The 18288-nt window shown below is 35.1% G+C and carries 15 protein-coding genes, 2 tRNA genes and 1 pseudogene; 10 read left to right on the top strand and 8 right to left on the bottom strand.

The features are described from left to right. Positions 1 to 98: 98 nt before the first annotated feature. The 3 genes from ACGH6S_RS04205 (at position 99) to asd (ending at position 1754) form a co-directional block, all read left to right on the top strand. Positions 99 to 174, top strand: a tRNA-His gene (locus ACGH6S_RS04205). 22 nt (positions 175 to 196) lie between these two features. Continuing rightward, positions 197 to 273: transfer RNA gene (locus ACGH6S_RS04200), tRNA-Pro, on the top strand. A 377-nt stretch (positions 274 to 650) separates the two neighbouring features. After that, a complete protein-coding gene (gene asd / locus ACGH6S_RS04195; protein ID WP_085165501.1) occupies positions 651 to 1754 on the top strand; it encodes an aspartate-semialdehyde dehydrogenase in 1104 nt (367 codons plus the stop codon). Positions 1755 to 1793: 39 nt separating this feature from the next. Here asd and ACGH6S_RS04190 read toward each other — a convergent pair. The 4 genes from ACGH6S_RS04190 to nagB form a co-directional block, all read right to left on the bottom strand. After that, a protein-coding gene (locus ACGH6S_RS04190; RefSeq protein WP_411578416.1) for an IS1182 family transposase occupies positions 1794 to 3253 on the bottom strand; the annotation gives its coding sequence in 2 pieces (ribosomal slippage) (positions 1794 to 2680 and positions 2680 to 3253; 1461 coding nt in all). A gap of 117 nt (positions 3254 to 3370) precedes the next feature. Next, positions 3371 to 4600 (bottom strand): ROK family protein, encoded by a 1230-nt coding sequence (locus ACGH6S_RS04185; protein WP_065561627.1) that lies wholly within the window; start codon positions 4598 to 4600, stop codon positions 3371 to 3373. A 36-nt stretch (positions 4601 to 4636) separates the two neighbouring features. Next, the gene (gene nagA, locus ACGH6S_RS04180) at positions 4637 to 5779 is read right to left on the bottom strand and encodes an N-acetylglucosamine-6-phosphate deacetylase (protein WP_065590749.1); all 1143 of its coding nucleotides are present in this window, start codon (positions 5777 to 5779) and stop codon (positions 4637 to 4639) included. 11 nt (positions 5780 to 5790) lie between these two features. Beyond that, positions 5791 to 6597, bottom strand: a complete 807-nt coding sequence (nagB, locus tag ACGH6S_RS04175) for a glucosamine-6-phosphate deaminase (protein WP_034910836.1) — start codon at positions 6595 to 6597, stop codon at positions 5791 to 5793. 249 nt (positions 6598 to 6846) lie between these two features. Here nagB and nagE point away from each other — a divergent pair, with 249 nt between their 5' ends. Further along, positions 6847 to 8337 (top strand): N-acetylglucosamine-specific PTS transporter subunit IIBC, encoded by a 1491-nt coding sequence (nagE, locus tag ACGH6S_RS04170; protein ID WP_174799279.1) that lies wholly within the window; start codon positions 6847 to 6849, stop codon positions 8335 to 8337. A gap of 255 nt (positions 8338 to 8592) precedes the next feature. Here the strand turns inward: nagE and tusC are convergent, their stop codons facing one another. Genes tusC through fkpA form a run of 3 tightly spaced genes read right to left on the bottom strand, consistent with a single transcriptional unit; the run spans position 8593 to position 10119 of the window. Next, positions 8593 to 8946, bottom strand: coding sequence for a sulfurtransferase complex subunit TusC (tusC, locus tag ACGH6S_RS04165; RefSeq protein ID WP_296301218.1), 354 nt, complete (start codon positions 8944 to 8946; stop codon positions 8593 to 8595). 14 nt (positions 8947 to 8960) lie between these two features. Next, positions 8961 to 9326, bottom strand: a complete 366-nt coding sequence (gene tusD, locus ACGH6S_RS04160; RefSeq protein ID WP_366941233.1) for a sulfurtransferase complex subunit TusD — start codon at positions 9324 to 9326, stop codon at positions 8961 to 8963. A gap of 4 nt (positions 9327 to 9330) precedes the next feature. Then, the gene (fkpA, locus tag ACGH6S_RS04155; protein WP_174799277.1) at positions 9331 to 10119 is read right to left on the bottom strand and encodes an FKBP-type peptidyl-prolyl cis-trans isomerase; all 789 of its coding nucleotides are present in this window, start codon (positions 10117 to 10119) and stop codon (positions 9331 to 9333) included. A gap of 228 nt (positions 10120 to 10347) precedes the next feature. Between fkpA and fabZ the strand changes: the two genes are divergently transcribed. The 4 genes from fabZ to rnhB are packed head-to-tail and all read left to right on the top strand — an operon-like array spanning position 10348 to position 13384. Next, positions 10348 to 10794 carry a 3-hydroxyacyl-ACP dehydratase FabZ gene (gene fabZ / locus ACGH6S_RS04150; protein WP_174799276.1) on the top strand — a complete coding sequence of 149 codons (447 nt, stop codon included), beginning with the start codon at positions 10348 to 10350 and terminating at the stop codon, positions 10792 to 10794. A 44-nt stretch (positions 10795 to 10838) separates the two neighbouring features. Then, entirely contained in the window at positions 10839 to 11618 is a 780-nt protein-coding gene (gene lpxA / locus ACGH6S_RS04145; protein WP_174799275.1) for an acyl-ACP--UDP-N-acetylglucosamine O-acyltransferase, read from the top strand. After that, positions 11618 to 12760, top strand: a complete 1143-nt coding sequence (gene lpxB / locus ACGH6S_RS04140; RefSeq protein WP_174799274.1) for a lipid-A-disaccharide synthase — start codon at positions 11618 to 11620, stop codon at positions 12758 to 12760. Before lpxA ends, lpxB begins: the two co-directional genes overlap by 1 nt. Positions 12761 to 12793: 33 nt before the next feature. Then, positions 12794 to 13384 (top strand): ribonuclease HII, encoded by a 591-nt coding sequence (rnhB, locus tag ACGH6S_RS04135; RefSeq protein WP_174799273.1) that lies wholly within the window; start codon positions 12794 to 12796, stop codon positions 13382 to 13384. A gap of 248 nt (positions 13385 to 13632) precedes the next feature. Here the strand turns inward: rnhB and ACGH6S_RS04130 are convergent. Then, positions 13633 to 14090: pseudogene (locus ACGH6S_RS04130) on the bottom strand (transposase); the annotation flags it as partial. A gap of 159 nt (positions 14091 to 14249) precedes the next feature. Between ACGH6S_RS04130 and recC the strand changes: the two are divergent. Both recC and ACGH6S_RS04120 read left to right on the top strand, forming a co-directional pair. After that, a complete protein-coding gene (gene recC / locus ACGH6S_RS04125) occupies positions 14250 to 17459 on the top strand; it encodes an exodeoxyribonuclease V subunit gamma (protein ID WP_174799272.1) in 3210 nt (1069 codons plus the stop codon). 14 nt (positions 17460 to 17473) lie between these two features. Continuing rightward, positions 17474 to 18253: a TatD family hydrolase gene (locus ACGH6S_RS04120; RefSeq protein ID WP_411578417.1), complete on the top strand. Its 780-nt coding sequence runs from the start codon at positions 17474 to 17476 to the stop codon at positions 18251 to 18253. Positions 18254 to 18288 lie beyond the last annotated feature (35 nt).

Raw genomic sequence — 18288 nt, 5'->3', positions numbered from 1 at the left:
AGGCTTTTAGCGATTTTAATATAAGCAATCAGCATATTTTTAAAAAAATTACTGGACAATGTTATTTTTTATGCGTAATATTTCGTCCTGATTCTATGGTGGCTATAGCTCAGTTGGTAGAGCCCTGGATTGTGATTCCAGTTGTCGTGGGTTCGAATCCCATTAGCCACCCCATTTTATTAAATAGAAAAGCTAACGGCGAGTAGCGCAGCTTGGTAGCGCAACTGGTTTGGGACCAGTGGGTCGGAGGTTCGAATCCTCTCTCGCCGACCATTTTTAAATAAAAAGCTCGTTCATTTAGTTGAGATTTTTTGTTTCAAAATAGACTATTTTTTCATCTGTTTGTTCCAATATGCACAACGAAGTGATCCAACTAAGAAGAAAGTGTTGAGAACATATAACTTATTATAAATAAGTTGACTAATAATCCAATTATTTCAAAAAATAAAATACTGATTATTAATCATTGTGTTATGATAATTTGTTTTTCCGTTCGTTATTGTGGTTGTTTTGTCTTTTTAATATATAACGGCATGTTATTATATTCCTACCTACAAAAATTATTCTTATCTTACTTGTTTTATGGTGATATTTTGTTTTAATAGATAAAAATATCTCTTTATATAACCTCTATTTATTGGGAATAAATTATGAAAAATGTTGGTTTTGTAGGATGGCGTGGAATGGTGGGTTCTGTTCTTATGCAACGTATGGTTGAAGAGCATGATTTTGATTATATCAATCCTGTATTCTTTTCTACTTCTCAAGCAGGTCAAGCAGCTCCTATCTTCGGTGGTAAAACAGGTACATTACAAAGTGCAGATAATATTGATGCATTAAGGGCATTAGATATTGTTGTGACTTGCCAAGGTGGTGATTATACCTCAAAGATTTACGCAAAATTACGTGCAACAGGTTGGCAGGGTTATTGGATTGATGCAGCTTCAACGTTACGCATGGAAGATGATGCAATTATTGTTCTTGATCCTGTAAACAAAGCTAATATTCATGCTGCTTTAAATAGAGGTATTAAAACTTTTGTAGGCGGTAATTGTACGGTTAGTTTGATGTTAATGTCATTAGGTGGGTTATTTGCTGAAAATCTTATAGATTGGGTTTCTGTTTCGACTTATCAAGCGGCATCTGGTGGTGGTGCTCGCCATATGCGTGAGCTATTAACTCAAATGGGTATGCTAAATGCCGAAGTAGCAAAAGAGTTACAAGATCCGCATTCCTCTATTTTGGATATTGAGCGTAAAGTGACACAAAAAATGCGTGATGGTAGTTTACCTACTGATAATTTCGGTGTGCCATTAGCAGGAAGTTTAATTCCTTGGATCGATAAAGCGCTAGATAATGGACAAAGTAAAGAAGAGTGGAAAGGGCAAGCCGAAACCAATAAAATTTTGGGAACAAGTCAGATTATTCCTGTTGATGGACTTTGTGTTCGTATTGGAGCTTTGCGTTGTCATAGTCAATCGTTTACGATTAAATTGAAAAAAGATATTAGTGTGCCAGAAATTGAAAAGCTTCTTGCTGCACACAATGATTGGGTAAAAGTCGTGCCGAATGATCGTGATGTTTCGATGCGTGAACTTACCCCAGCAGCAGTAACAGGCACTTTAACAACACCTGTTGGGCGCTTACGTAAATTGAATATGGGCAAAGATTACCTTTCTGCTTTTACGGTTGGTGACCAATTATTATGGGGTGCGGCTGAACCATTACGTAGAATGTTACGCATTTTAGCCTAATTAGAAATAAAATAGAAAAACCCGATTTATCGGGTTTTTTCAGATTGATGACAAACCTCGATATAATTCGGGGTTTATTTTTTTATTTAAACCATAAACAGGATTTTTAATTTGGATTTTATTAAATAAATTAAAAAATGGCCTAAAAAAATGTAACAAAAATAGCTTTATCGCTATTTTCTTGATATTTTGAGCCGTTGCGGCCAATAAACACTGCATTTGAACCTGTGCTCTTCCCCTAAATCTTGCATAGCGATGTCCGTGGTGTTGTTTAGCATCAGCAAAACTGCGCTCTACGGTCTCTTTTCGCCGAGCATAGACTTTTTTACCCCACTGACTTAAACGAATCTCATTGGCTTTCTCTTTATATGCTTCCCAGATATGGCGTGTGATGACTTTCTGTGTATTTTTACTCTGTGTACACTGTGACAATAACGGATAGACTTTGCAGGTTGCTGCATCAGAATGATAATGACGATAACCTTCTCTGCTGGTAGTTTTATATATTAATGATTTCCCGTTTGGGCAAGTATAAGTATCGGTTTGACTATTATAGATAAACTGCTTTTTTCTGATAGGATTCGCACCATGACTGGCACGGCGATAACCCAACACCGGATATATCTGCTCTGCCAGTAGTAAATGGCAAATGGGCGCTGTAAAATAGCCTGCATCAAGACCCACACCAACCGGATTAAAGCCAAATCGCTCTAACTGGCGTTTTAATCGAGCCATATAAGGCTGAGAATCATGGACATTTCCCGCTGTAACATAGGTATCGGTAATTAAATTATGTTTGCCATCAACCGTTCGATGATCTAAGTAGAAGAACCCTTTAGGCTTACCTTCCCGATGCATAAAGCCACTATCCGGATCGGTAGTACTGACTTTGACATCCTTATATTTCTCTACCGTCGATGGCTTTAAGGCTTTTTTCCGTTTAATTCTCTTTCTTCGTTGATGGCTTGATTAAGCGCATCAACATATTGACTGGGCTCAACAATACGCTGCTCATTACGTGCCTTGCCTTTATTGGCATTTGCTTTTAGGTGAGTACTGTCCGTATATAAAACCCGACCACTTATCAACCCTTTGGCAATGGCTTGCTCAACAATATTATCAAAAATCTGTTGATAGATTTCACTGTCATTAAACCGACGGCGACAATTTTGGCTGAGTGTTGAGGCGTCAATCACTTTTTCGGTTAATCCCATTCCCAGAAACCAACGGTAAGCTAAATTGACCTGAATTTCCTGAACCAGACGACGCTCACTGGGAATACCAAAAAGATACCCCAATAGCATAATTTTAAACAGTCTGACCGGATCTTCTGCCGGACGACCGTTATTAGGGCAATAAAGTGGTGCTACCGCTTCTCGAATAAATTCAAAATCAATGACTTTAGCTATTTTACGAACAAGGTGATTTTGAGGGACAAGCGCATCTAACGAGGTTTGCTCTATTTTTTCGGGTGTCGCTGGCGTTAGTTTTTTTAGCATAGAAGAATTCCTCTTATCATGGACTCTTCTCTATTAGATCAAAAAACTCGCCAAAAAGCGAGTTCTTTGTCATCAATCTGGAAAAACCCGATTTATCGGGTTTTTTATAACAATAGATTATGGTTCTTTTTCATTCAATAACGTCACTAATAGTGATCCATTAAATAAAGCTTGCTGCACTAATGCAAATGCGCCAATTGCTGAGCTGTCGTTAAGGGAAGAACAAGTGATAGTTAGGTTTTTCCGTAATCCCTCTAAGCTTTGAGCATTTAATGCACTATTAACAGCAGTTAATAGTATTTCGGGCGACTTGGTAAGTTCTCCTGCTAACACAATTCGCTGTGGGTTAAAGATGTTAACCATAATTGCAACTGCTCTACCAAGATTTTCACCTGCATCCTTAACTAACTTAGTAGCTAGTTCATCGCCTTGATTAGCATACTGACAGATATGATATATATCACAGTGTTCTAATGTTAACTTCGATATATAACCTTGCTCAATCATCTGTTTAGCTCGGTATTCAATTGCTTTATTTACAACTCGGTTTTCCAAGCAACCGAAGTTACCACAATGGCAACGTTCACCTAATGTATCTACTTGAATGTGCCCAACTTCACAAGCGCTTTGATTGTGGTTAGTAAGCAACTGTTGATTAACGATAACACCAGAGCCTACCCCGCGATGTACTCGGATTAAAATAGAATCATCAACATGTTGTGTTGAACCAAAATAACTTTCGGCTAATGCTAGACTTTGAATATCATTTCCTAGAAAAATAGATACATTGAATTCCTTTTGTAGTATCTCACCTAAAGCCCACTCTTTTACTTGAATATGTGGAGTGTATCGGACAATGCCATTAACTGAGTCAATCAAGCCTGGGAGTACAATAGATATTGCAACTAAATATTTTATTTTTTTGCTGTTTACCTGAATAAATTCTTTAATCAATGCAATTAGATATTCTTGAACTTGTTGTTGAGTAAAATTGATAAGTGAGCATCTTTTTGATGTAAGGCATTTAGCCCCTAAATCAAAAAGCTCTATTGTGACGTGGGATCGACTTAATTGTACGGCAATTGCTTGGTAATGTCCAAACTTAGCTTCGATTGAAACTGCAGGTCGTCCCCCCGTTGATTGTTGTGCATCAACTTCTTTAATTAATTTTTTTTTAAGAAGTTGACGGGTTATTTTGGTAATGCTTGCAGGAGCTAATTGGCTGATTTCGGCCAATTGAATACGAGAAACAGGTGCTTGCTGAACAATCAAACGGTAAATCATTGCATAATTTAGCTGTTTGATTAATTCAGCGTTGCCAACTAAGTTCAGATAATTAAATTTCATATATTACTCAATATTTTTCATTAACTATCTGATATTCTAGCGACTCACTTCTCCATTAACAACAGTTTTAATTATTGTAAAGTCACGATTAAATACAACAAGGTTTGCAATTTTACCCTCACTAATACTACCAAGATCTTTATCCACACCGATTGCTTTGGCAGGATATAGCGTTGCCATTCTTAACGCTTCATCTAGTGCAATACCGACATATTCAACTGTGTTTTTTACGGCTTCAATCATGGTTAATGATGAACCACCCAATGTGCCATTTTCATCAACACAGCGACCATCTTTATAATAAATGGTTTTACCTGCAAATACTCCCGACTCTAAATTAGAAGCGGCAAGTAGCATAGCGTCAGTAACTAAAATTAAATGATCTTGTTTTATTTTGTGACTATTGCGAATATTTGCCCAACTAACATGTTGACCATCAGCAATGATACCAACATAAACTTCTGGTTCATCATAAATTGCGCCAACTACACCAGGCTCTCGCCCTGAAATATAAGGCATAGCATTAAATAGATGCGTTCCTAAACGAATGCCATCATTAAAGCCACGACGGCAGTCATCATAATGACCATTTGAATGACCAACCGAAACATGAATGCCTGCATTAACCAATTGCTTGATGAAATGGCTTTCAACTCTTTCTGGCGCTAAAGTAATGATTTTAATTACATCAGCATTTTCGCAAAGGAAATTAATCATTTCTTTTGACGGCTGTCGAATAATATTTTCGTCATGAATTCCTTTTTTTTCAGGGCTGATATAAGGTCCTTCAAGATGCAATCCAAGTGCTTGATTAGGATGCGTAGCTAAGTATTCACGCATCACTTCAACTGCCTTTATCATAAATTCATCAGTTGATGTAATTAATGTAGGCAAATAGCTAGTACAGCCAGAAATAAGATTTGTGGCCTGCATGGCTTCTAATGTTTCAACGCTCAGTGCATCAAACGTTTCATTAAATTGCACACCACCACAACCATTAACTTGGATATCAATAAATCCAGGTGCAACAAGTGCACCTTGTAAATTTTCAATTTTGATATCTGTAGGTAATTCGTTTTGTTTACAGACTTTTGTAATTTTATCTCCATCAATAATAACAGCGTGGTTATCAAGGATCTCATAGCCTGTATAAAAACGGCAATTTGTTAATGCATACATTGAATTATCCTTTATAAAACGGTCACTTTAAGATTATCAGCTTCCATTTGTTTAAAATATTTTAGTGTTTTCACTTTAAGATCATCAGTACTTGGTTCATCACAAACAATAATTGATGCAGGATGCATTTGTAGTGCAGTGACAGTCCAAAGGTGATTAACAGATCCTTCAACACCAGCTTGTAATGCTAAACTTTTGTTATGACCACAAACTAATAAAATAACTTCCTGTGCATCCATTAAAGTTGCAACACCAATGGTTAACGCATGTTTTGGTACTTGATTCACATCATTATCAAAAAAGCGAGAATTAGCAATGCGTGTATCTTCAGTTAATGTTTTGATGCGTGTACGTGAACAAAGTGAAGATCCTGGTTCATTAAAAGCGATATGTCCATCTTGACCTACCCCCCCAACAAAGATATTAATTTTGCCGTAAGCTTTGATCTTGGCTTCATATTGACGGCACTCTTGATCAATATCTGGCGCATTACCATTTAATATATGGATATTGTTTTTATCAATATCAATATGATTGAAAAAATTTTCGTACATAAATGTGTGGTAGCTTTGTGGATGCTCTTCTGGAATACCAACATATTCATCCATATTAAAGGTTACAACATGTTTAAAGCTGACGTTACCTGCTTTATATTGTTTAATCAATTGTTGATACATAACTAATGGTGAACTACCTGTTGGCAGCCCCAATAAAAATGGACGATCTGCGGTAGGTTTAAACTCATTAATTTTATTAACAATGCGCTGTGCAACCCAGGCACCGACTTCTTGTGCATTTTCTAAGGGAATAAGTCTCATGTGCTGTTACCTCTTGTGATATAATTAAAAACTTTTTTCTTGAAATAAAATATGTTGTCTTTATTTTACTATATTAAACTAATTAATCAAAAAAAATGGTGATTTAAATCACAAAAAGAGAATAATTAATTTGCGAAGTAAAATAAATAATATAGAGTGGAATAATAATACTTAATTATCATCACTTAAAGATGTAAAATTTTATTACTTTTTATTATATACCCCTAATAACTATATGAGGTTAAACTTATGGGAATTTTAGCTTATATGCAACGTATCGGGCGTTCATTGATGGTACCTGTGGCAGTTCTACCAGCTGCTGCAATACTACTAGGAATTGGATATTGGATCGATCCTAATGGTTGGGGGCAAAATAGTATTGTAGCCGCTTTTTTAATTAAATCTGGCGGAGCAATTATTGATAATATGCCAATACTTTTTGCTATTGGTGTGGCTTATGGTATGTCTAAAGATAAAGATGGTGCAGCCGCACTTGCTGGGTTAGTTGGCTTTTTAGTGGTTACAACTTTACTGTCTCCTAGTTCGATTGCACTATTTAGTGGTATTGATACAAAAGCAGAAAATTGGTTAGAAAAAGTTCCTGCTGCATACCAAAAAATAAATAACCAATTTATTGGTATTCTCGTTGGTATTATTTCAGCTGAACTTTACAATCGTTTTAGTCAAGTGGAATTACATAAAGCATTAGCATTTTTTAGTGGTAAAAGGCTAGTGCCTATTATCGTATCGATAGTTATGTTATTGGTTTCTGCTGTTTTATATTTTATCTGGCCATCTATTTATGATGCATTAGTTGCTTTTGGTAAATATATTAAAGATTTAGGTTCAGTGGGTGCTGGTATTTATGGGTTCTTCAATCGTCTATTAATTCCTGTTGGTTTACATCATGCACTTAATTCTGTTTTTTGGTTTGACGTTGCAGGTATTAATGATATTCCAACTTTTTTAGGTGGACAAAAGTCAATTGATGATGGATTAGCTACAATTGGTATTACGGGTCGTTACCAAGCTGGATTCTTCCCAATTATGATGTTTGGCTTACCAGGAGCTGCGTTAGCTATGTATCATACAGCAAAAAAAGGTAATAAGGATAAAACAGCTTCAATTATGTTAGCCGCTTCATTTGCTGCATTCTTTACTGGCGTTACTGAACCATTAGAATTTGCGTTTATGTTTGTTGCGCCATTACTTTATGTTTTACATGCTATTTTAGCTGGTATTTCACTTTATATTGCCGCAGCGATGCAATGGATTGCAGGATTTGGTTTTAGTGCTGGCTTAGTTGATATGTTACTTTCTAGTCGTAATCCACTTGCTGTACATTGGTATATGCTTATACTTCAGGGTTTAGTGTTCTTTGTTGTTTATTATGTTGCATTCCGCTTTGTTATTGTGAAATTTAATCTTAAAACACCAGGTCGTGAAGATGAAGTGGAAACAACCCAAAGTGAAACGAAAAAATCAACGCAAGGTAATACAGATACAACAAAAATTGCAGAGCAATATTTAGCAGTTGTTGGCGGTAAAGAAAACCTAACCAATATTGATTCTTGTATTACACGTTTGCGTTTAGGCGTTAATGATTCGGAGCTTATTGATGAACAAGCTGCTAAAGCCCTTGGTGCAATGGCAGTAATAAAATTAGGTAAAACAGGGGTACAAATTGTGGTTGGTCAGCAAGCAGAAAAGATTGCAGATCAAATGAAAAAGTTAGTTTAGTTAATTAAAATAAGAGTTAAATCAAATTAAACCATAATCTACTCCTATTTAAGTATAATGAAAAAATAGAGTGGATTATTTATTTGATTTAATCATATACAAAATACTATTAGCTTATTTATAAATACTAGAATGTATTTATAAATAATCAGAAAAATCAGATAAAATAAATAAAACAAATAGTCTTATTGAACGATTTTTATTTAGGTATAATGCCTATTATTGCAGTGTAATATGTTGTATTTTAGTCTAGAATTAGAATCGAAAAATTACATCTTGAAGAGTTAATAATTGAGTTAATAACTGATTATTAATGACTTTACTAGGAATATTATGAGGTATTTGAATTAGATTTCTCGATTTGAGTGAAGATTCACATACGTACACATCATCAATATCATAAAGCTCAAGCATATTAAAAGTTGCAATATAATCACGCATTAAAATTTTATGGGGTTGTTGTTCTGGTAATAAATGGAATACACCATCATCAATAAAAAAAACAGAAATGTGGTTAATGACTGATATGGCCAATGCTATATCAAGAGCTTCTCGGCCTTTGGCATTTCCGTGAGGTGGTGAGCTAATAATAATTGCTAATTTTTTCATTTCAGTATCTTAAGTTAAAACTGAATAGTTCGATCTGTTGTTGCAATTGATTCACTTAGTTCTCCAAGGCCCGTTAAATGAAAATAATCTGCGAGATTATTTTTAATAACGCCACGCCTCTGAGCGGCAGCAACACAAACAGTTAAAGTTAAAGGGTATGTTTTTGCTAATTCCTGCCATGCAGAGATTAAATCAAATTCATCATTAGCGGGATCAGTATAACTGTTGCCATTATAAACACCATCAGCATAAAAAAAGATATTTTTAATGGTATGGGGAGTCTGTGACAGTAAAACTTGTGCAAATTGATATGCACAATAAGCAGATTGGGTCCCATAAGCAGGACCCATAACAACAAGAGTATAACTCAATGAATCAATCAAGTTAGTTAACTTGTTGTTCTTGATTTTGAGCTGGCTCTTGATTTTTATCATTTTTATCCCCATCAATGCCAAGCAATTCAACTTCAAAAATTAAAGTTGATGCAGGTTGGATTCCAGCTTTACCTTCTTGACCTGGAAGACTTTGGTCACCATAAGCTAAATCAGGTGGTACAACAAGTTTGATTTTTCCACCAATTCCGATCAACTGAATTCCTTCTGTCCAACCTTTGATAACAGCATTTAGTGGAAATGTTGCTGGTTCACCTCGATCATAAGAACTATCGAATTTACGTCCGTCAGTTAGTGTTCCTGTATAATGAACAATAACTGTATCTTGAGTTGTTGGATGACGATCTGAACCTTCTTGAGTGATTTGATAAAGTAACCCTGATTTTGTTTGTTTTACTCCATCTTGTTTAGCAAATTCTGCACGGAATTTCTCACCAGATGCTGTATTTTCAGTTTTTTCTTTTTCAAAGCGCTCTTTGTTTTCTTTTTGGATTCTTTTACCAAATTCATCTAAGATGGTTTTCACTTCATCTTTTGAAAGTTGAGAGGCATCGCGGAAAGTTTCATTAAAGCCACTGATTAAATATTCTTGGTCTGGTTTAATTTCATTTTGTTCTAAATTTGACTTCATGTATGTTGCAAATGATGAACCTAATGCATATGCTTCCTTTTGTGCATCAGTTGAAATTGTTACTTTATTTGATGAATTTTTTTCATCACAACCAGCTAATGTTAATACAATTGCGCTGCTTACTAACGTCATTTTAATCAATGATTTCATTCTACTTCTCCAGATTATAAACTTTTTGGGTAATTATCTTAGTTATTATATCTGATTTGATATAAGATAATAAGGGTTTACAAATCATTTATTTTATAAATCTATAGTAATCCATAGATAATATATTAAGGAAAGCATCTTTTGCAATTTAAATCATCCTTGAGTGAAAGTGGTATCCTCAGTTATAATGTTAAAAATTTATAGTAATAATGTATAAGGATAGCTATTTTGACTACCGAACTTAATACCCTTGATGTTGAAGAAATCATCAGCCTGTTACCTCATCGTTATCCGTTTTTAATGGTTGATAGAGTTCTTAGTTACGAGAAAGGTAAAACACTAAAAGCGATAAAAAATGTTACTGTGAATGAGCCATTTTTTCAGGGGCACTTTCCAAATAAACCCATTTTTCCTGGTGTTTTGATTTTAGAAGCAATGGCCCAAGCGACAGGAATATTGGCTTTCAAAAGCATTGAAGAGCTATCACCAGGTCAACTTTATTATTTTGCTTCCATTGATAAAGCTCGTTTTAAACGTCCTGTTGTACCAGGAGATCAACTTATTCTAGATGTTGAATATATTAAAGAACGTCGTGGTATTGCATTATTCCATGGTGTTGCAACTGTCGATGGTAAGTTAGTTTGTGAAGCTGAAATGATGTGTGCCCGTAAATAATCGTTTTTTAGCATTTCCCCCCAAAACAGTATTAAGGAATAACTATGGCAATGGAGATACATCCAAGCACAGTGATTGAAAAGGGAGCAAAAATTGGCGATAACGTCAGAATTGGTCCGTTTTGCTTTATTGGTGAGAATGTTGAAATTGGTGACGGTACTTTTTTAAAATCACACGTTGTTATCAATGGTCACACAAAAATTGGTAAAGATAACCAAATCTATCAATTTGTTTCGATTGGTGAGGTAAACCAAGATTTAAAATATCGTGGAGAGCCAACACGCACTGAAATTGGTGATCGTAATATGATTCGTGAAAGCGTAACTATTCACCGTGGCACTATTCAAGGTGGTGAATTAACGCGAATTGGTAGTGATAATTTATTGATGATTAATGCACATGTTGCTCACGATTGTCATATTGGTGATCATTGTATTTTAGCAAATAATGCCACTTTAGGTGGGCATGTTCAATTAGATGATTATGTAATTATTGGCGGAATGACAGCCGTTCATCAATTTTGTGTGATCGGATCACATGTTATGGTTGGTGGTTGTTCAGGTGTTGCTCAGGATGTTCCACCTTATGTTATTGCCCAAGGTAATCATGCAACACCTCATGGCGTAAATTATGAAGGCTTAAAACGTAGAGGGTTTAGCAAAGATGCTTTGCAGGCGATTCGCAATAGTTATAAAATCCTTTATCGAAATGGCTTATCGTTTGAAGAGGCAAAAGTTGAAATTGAAACCATTGCCAAGCAACACTCTGAAATCCAATTGTTTATTGACTTTTTTGCCCGTTCAACGCGTGGCATCATCCGTTAATGGCTAATGAAACAGTAGTCATTGCATTAGTCGCAGGAGAAGCCTCGGGCGATATTCTTGGAGCAGGATTGATTCGTGCGCTAAAAAATTACCATTCTAATATTGAATTTGTAGGTATAGCGGGTCCGAAAATGCAAGCCGAAGGCTGTAAAGCTTGGTACGAAATGGATGAATTATCGGTCATGGGAATTGTTGAAGTATTGGGTCGATTACGCCGTATTTTATCTATTCGCCGAGATATCACTAAACGCCTAGTTAAACTCAAACCCGATATATTTATTGGTGTTGATGCTCCCGATTTTAATCTTTCCCTAGAAGGAAAATTAAAGCAAGCTGGCATTAAAACGATTCATTATGTTAGTCCATCTGTTTGGGCTTGGAAGCAAAAACGCGTTTTCAAAATTAAGCGTAATACTAATCTTATTTTAGCCTTTTTACCTTTTGAAAAAGTCTTTTATGATAAGTTTGATGTTCCTTGTCGCTTTATTGGGCATAAGATGGCGGATGATATTCCTTTAAATCCAGATCAAACAACTATGCGTCAACAATTAGGTGTTCCCTTAAATAGCCTTTGTTTATCATTATTACCAGGTAGCCGTCATGCTGAAGTGACATTATTATCAGCACCTTTTTTAAAAGCAGCAAAGCTATTGCGAGAGCGTTATCCTAATATACATATTCTAGTGCCTTTAGTTAATGCTAAAAGACAAAAAGAATTTGAACAAATCAAAGCTCAAGTTGCACCAGAACTTAAAATACAGTTACTACATGGTCAAGCCCGTGAAGCGATGATTGCAAGTAATGCAGCAATCTTAGCATCGGGGACTGTGGCATTAGAATGTATGTTAACTAAGTGTCCAATGGTAGTTGGGTACAAAATGAAAGCATTCACTTTTTGGTTAGCTAAAAAATTAATTAAAACGCCTTATGTGTCTTTACCTAATATTTTAGCCGGTAAAGAGATTGTACCTGAATTGTTGCAACAAGATTGCACACCAGAAAATATCGCCAACTGTATTATCCCTTTTTTAGAAGGGGATAATTCAGTATTGAAAGACACCTTTCTATCTTTGCATAAACAAATCCGTTGTAATGCTGATGAACAAGCTGCACAAGCTGTATTGGATGTTTTAAATAAATGATATCCTAATGATAATGTTAGAGGATTTACCTTGTTGTTAGAATTTACTTACCCCGATGCTACATTAATTGCTGGTGTCGACGAAGTTGGACGAGGTCCACTTTGTGGCGATGTTGTTACGGCTGCAGTTATTTTAGATCCTAACAAGCCCATTAAAGGCTTAACTGATTCTAAAAAACTAACCAAAAAAAAACGAGAACATCTATTTGATATTATCAAACAAGATGCTTTAGCTTGGAGTGTTGCAAGAGCATCTGTGGACGAAATTGATAAATTAAATATATTACATGCTTCCATGCTTGCTATGCAGCGAGCTGTATCTAAATTACCTATTAACCCCGATTTTGTATTAGTTGACGGCAATCGTTGCCCCGATTTTGGTATACAAACACAAGCTGTAGTTAAAGGCGATTTATTAGTGCCAGAAATCAGTGCTGCGTCTATTTTAGCTAAAGTTACACGCGATCGTGAAATGGTTGAGCTTGATAAATTATATCCACAGTATGGACTTGCTAAACACAAAGGTTATCCAACTAAAGCGCATTTAGCTGCAATAAAGGAACATGGTATTAATCATTTATACCGTAAAAGTTTTGGACCAGTTAAGAGTTTAATATTATTTTAATTCACCATTGTTTATCAAGCGTTGTCAGCAATTGTGAGTTAAAAATAGAAACTGGTAAAATGACCATTTCTTGATAAGGAATTTTGTTTCCATTTCACGGCAGACGATGAAAGATTAAAATCTTTGATGGTTTGTAATTGGCCAATTTTCAATTTAAGTGCCTTATCATAAATTATTTTCCAAACTAATTGCTTTAATTTAGCAATTTCGCTATTAGGGTCTGTTGATCTTTTGTGTTCATATATTAATCAATAATACATTGGTAGCCACATAAGTATAAATGCCAGCAATAACATGCAGGCATAATTGCTTTCTAATTTATCATATCTTTTTGATATTGAACGATACTGCTTAATTATGTCAAACGTATTTTTAATTAAATGGCGATATTTATACATATATCAATCCATGCTATTAACAGAAAGGTGGATTTTAGTTGAGTTTCCTCCATAGTTTTTTCCTATCTGTTCTTAATGCTGAGTTGGTGAATTTTGAGCTATGTTGATGCGCTCACATAATAGAATCATCGAGGAAAGCCCATTCGAGATTAGCTATACTTAATAATTTTTTGATAATATATTAATATGCCTTTTCTAGACCATAAATTAAAACGTCTATAGACTGTATTCCATTAACCAAATATAGTTGATTAATTTCGCCAAGGAATACCCGTTCTCATTCGGAATCGTATTCCTTCAAATGTCATTATGCCATTTAAAAAATTACCATCAAAGATAACCTCCCCATTCATTATTACTCGTTAATGGCTATCTTACTTATAAAATTGATACTAGAATAGCAACTAGATTTATTAATAACGATCAGCGATAATCTTAACCCAATCTTACTAATAATTAGTGTTGTTATGTTTACCATTTATCATTCAAATCAAGTCGATTTACTCAAAACATTATTGAGTGAATTGATGCGCAGGCAACCATTAGAGGAGGTGTTTACACCTGATATAGTCATGGTGCAAAGCCAAGGTATGGCACAATGGTTGCAAATTGCGTTAGCGGATGAACTTGGTATCGTGGCTAATGTTGATTTTCTTTTTCCAACTCAGTTTATTTGGCAACTTTATCAAGTCTTGTTACCAGAGGCGCCAATTGAAAATAGCTTTAATGTTGAATCAATGAGTTGGCGTTTGTATTATTTGTTACCTCAAGTTATTAAACAACCTGAGTTTAGCGCGCTTAAACATTATCTTGATATTGATAAGCAAGATAAAAAACGGTATCAGCTTGCAACGCGTATTGCACGATTATTTGACCAATATTTAGTTTACCGTCCAGATTGGCTAGCAAAATGGGAGGCAAACCAGACTGTTGCCGAATTGAATCATCATTCTGATGAAACGTGGCAAGCGGAGTTGTGGCGAAAACTAATATCAATTAGCCAACCTTATCATCGCGCTAATATTTATCAACAAATGCTTGAAATGTTATTAAATAATAACTTTGAACGTTCACGTTTAGATGCATTACCTAACCGTATTTTTATTTTTGGTATTACTTCTCTTCCTCCTATTTATCTTTCGCTACTTTCAGCACTTGGCCAACATATTGATGTCCATTTAATGTTTAATAATCCGTGTAAATGGTATTGGGGCGATATTGCTGAAAAACAGTTGTCAGATATATTAAATACACCCGATAAAATACCCAATCCTCTGTTAACCTCATGGGGAAAACTTGGGCGTGATAATCTATTTTTGTTACAAGAATTTAATAATAAGCAAGATATTGAAGCGTTTGCCGATCAGGATCGTTCTTGTCTATTACATGCTATTCAGCAAGATATTTTAGAACTGTATCAAACCGATTTTGATAATAAAACTTTTGCCGTAACAGATAAGTCGATTTCGTTTCATGCCTGCCATAGTGAACAACGTGAAGTTGAGGTATTGTATGACTACCTGCTATCGGTTTTTGATGCAGATCCTACGCTGGAGTTGCGCGATTGCATAGTTATGGTATCAGATATTGATAAGTATGTTCCTTATATTCGAGCCGTCTTTGGTAATGCTGTTGAAAAGCGCTATTTACCTTTTACTATTTCAGATCAAAAAGCACGAAATATCGATCCTATCGTTCAAGGCTTTTTTGCCATTTTAAATTTTCCAAATAGTCGATTTAAAGCAGAAGAACTATTTAATTTACTTGAAATCCCTGCTATTGCCGAAAAATTCGCTATTAACGAATCTCAATTAACCTTGTTGCGAACTTGGATTGTTGAGTCAGGCATTCGTTTTGGACTTGATAGTGCACATAGTTGGTTATTTGGGCTTGAGCGGTTATTACTCGGTTACACGATGAACAGTGAACAAGGCGGTTGGCAACAAATATTACCTTATGAGGGTGCAACAGGTTTAGATGCCGAATTAATAGGCCAATTAGCCGAATTTATTAAAGTTGTAAGTAAGTGGTTTGCTATCTTAAATGAAGAAAAACCGCTAATTAATTGGCAACCTTGTTGCCTTGAATTAATCAATGACTTTTTTGTAAGTAATGTTCAACGTGAATCCATTTTATTGATGATCGAAGAAGAATGGCAAGAACTGATTAATAGTGGATTATCGGCTTGTTATACAGATAATATTTCTATCACTATTCTACATGATGCTATGCAATCACGCTTAGAGCAAAATCATTTAGCGCATCGTTTTTTAGTTGGTAAGATAAATTTTTGTACCATGATGCCAATGCGTTCTATTCCATTTAAAGTTGTTTGTTTACTTGGTATGAATGACGGCGATTATCCAAGAACGTCTCTTCCACTTGATTTTGATTTAATCGCACAACATCCAAGACGAGGGGATCGTAGCCGTCGCACAGATGATCGTTACCTTTTTTTAGAAGCAATTTTATCTGCGCAAAAACAGTTGTATATCAGTTATATTGGTCGCGATATGAAAGATAATAGTGAACGTTATCCTTCTATACTTGTTGATGAGTTTTGGGAATATATTGGCCAATATTATGGCAAGGCTAAAAATAATACAGATGGCACTACAAATAGCTTAGATTTTTTACGTGTAAACCATACACGCACACCGTTTAATCCCCAAAATTTTTTACAAGAACCCAAAAGCTATGCCGATGAGTGGTTACCTGCAGCATTGCAACAAGGTGAAAGTCAGTTATTTATTAGTGAAATACCAATTATTAGTATAGATAATATTAATCTTGATGAATTAAAACGATTTTACCAGCACTCTATTAGGCTATTTTTACAAAAACGGTTTAATTTTTATATAAATTATCTGGATGATACCTTACCAGATGCCGAAAACTTTAATCTTGATAGCTTAAAGCGCTATCAATTAAACTTACAGATTTTAAATGAATTAATTGCCAATAGATCGCAACAATCAGATGATTTCTATCAACGATTAGCGTTAACAGGTGACTTACCAGATGGTGCGTTTGGTGAAATTATTTATGATAATCAACTTGAATCACTGCAACCTTTGGCCAATAAAGTTGAGCAAGAACGTTTAGTTATGACAACGCAAGAAGTTAATTTAACCATTTCATCTAATGATCAACATTACCAATTACAAGGTTGGTTAACTCACATTCAAGACGATGGTATATTGACATGGCGACCGTCAAAGCTTTCGATTCGCGATGGTATTTCGTTGTGGATTGATCATTTGATTTATTGCATTTTAAATCCTGATAAAATTGATAGTCAAAGTCGTATGTATGGTCGGGACGATAATGAATGGCGATTTTCACATTTAAATGCAGATCAGGCTTTAGCCATATTAACTAATTTAGTTGAAGGCTATCTGCAAGGTATCAATGAACCATTATTAATGCCATTAAAAAGTTCGTGGAGTTGGTTAATTACAGCTTATGATAAAAAAACAGGTCAGATTATCGCTAGTGAAAGAGCTATCAATCAACTTTTAAATTCATGGCAAGGCGGATTTAACCAATCCGCCGAGTGTGACAGTTATTATACTCGTCTTTATCCTGAGTTAACCGATACACTGATTGAACAAATTATATTTACTGCTGAGCGATTTTTATTGCCAATTTTATTACATCAAACAACGGCAGAATAAGAGGCATTAGCATTATGTTTATTGATACACATTGTCATTTTGATTTTCCACCTTTTAGTGATTTTCTTGCTGATTCAATAAATAAGATTCGCCAAGCGAATATCGTTGGGTTAATTATACCCGCAGTTAGTGCTAACTATTTTGATGCTGTTTTACAACTTACGAATAAATACCATGAACTTTATGCCGCTTTGGGGTTGCATCCTATCTATCAACATACTATGGCTGATTTAGAACTATTAACCAATATTGTTAAAACAAAACCTAAAAAATTAGTTGCCATTGGTGAAATCGGGCTCGATCGCTACGATTTAAGTATCGATTGGCAACAACAATTATTATTTTTTAGGTCGCAATTAACAATTGCCAAACAGTTTGATTTGCCCGTTTTAATACATTCACGCAAAGCGCACGATATTATGTACCGTGAATTACACAAGGCCAATTTACCTTGTCGTGGCGTCATACATGGATTTTCAGGTAGCTATCAACAAGCCATGCAATTTGTTAAGCTGGGTTATTATATTGGTGTAGGTGGCGTAATTAGTTATGAACGTGCGAATAAAACTCGCAATACAATTGCTCAATTACCACTTAGCAGCCTAGTACTTGAAACAGATGCGCCCGACATGCCATTAAGTGGGCGTCAAGGTCAAGCAAATCGCCCTGAATATATCACTGAGGTTTTTAAAATATTGACACAATTACGCACTGAATCACCAGAACACATACTTAACACGATTTTAACAAATACCTTGACGCTATTTAGTGGAATCAATAGAATAAAAATTTAACAAGCAACTAAAATAAATTTACTATTATTATGAAG

It is taken from the genome of Gilliamella sp. BG3, assembly GCF_046635605.1.
GTDB classification, from domain to species: Bacteria; Pseudomonadota; Gammaproteobacteria; order Enterobacterales; family Orbaceae; genus Gilliamella; species Gilliamella bombi.
This window is presented reverse-complemented; position numbering and strand designations above follow the sequence as displayed.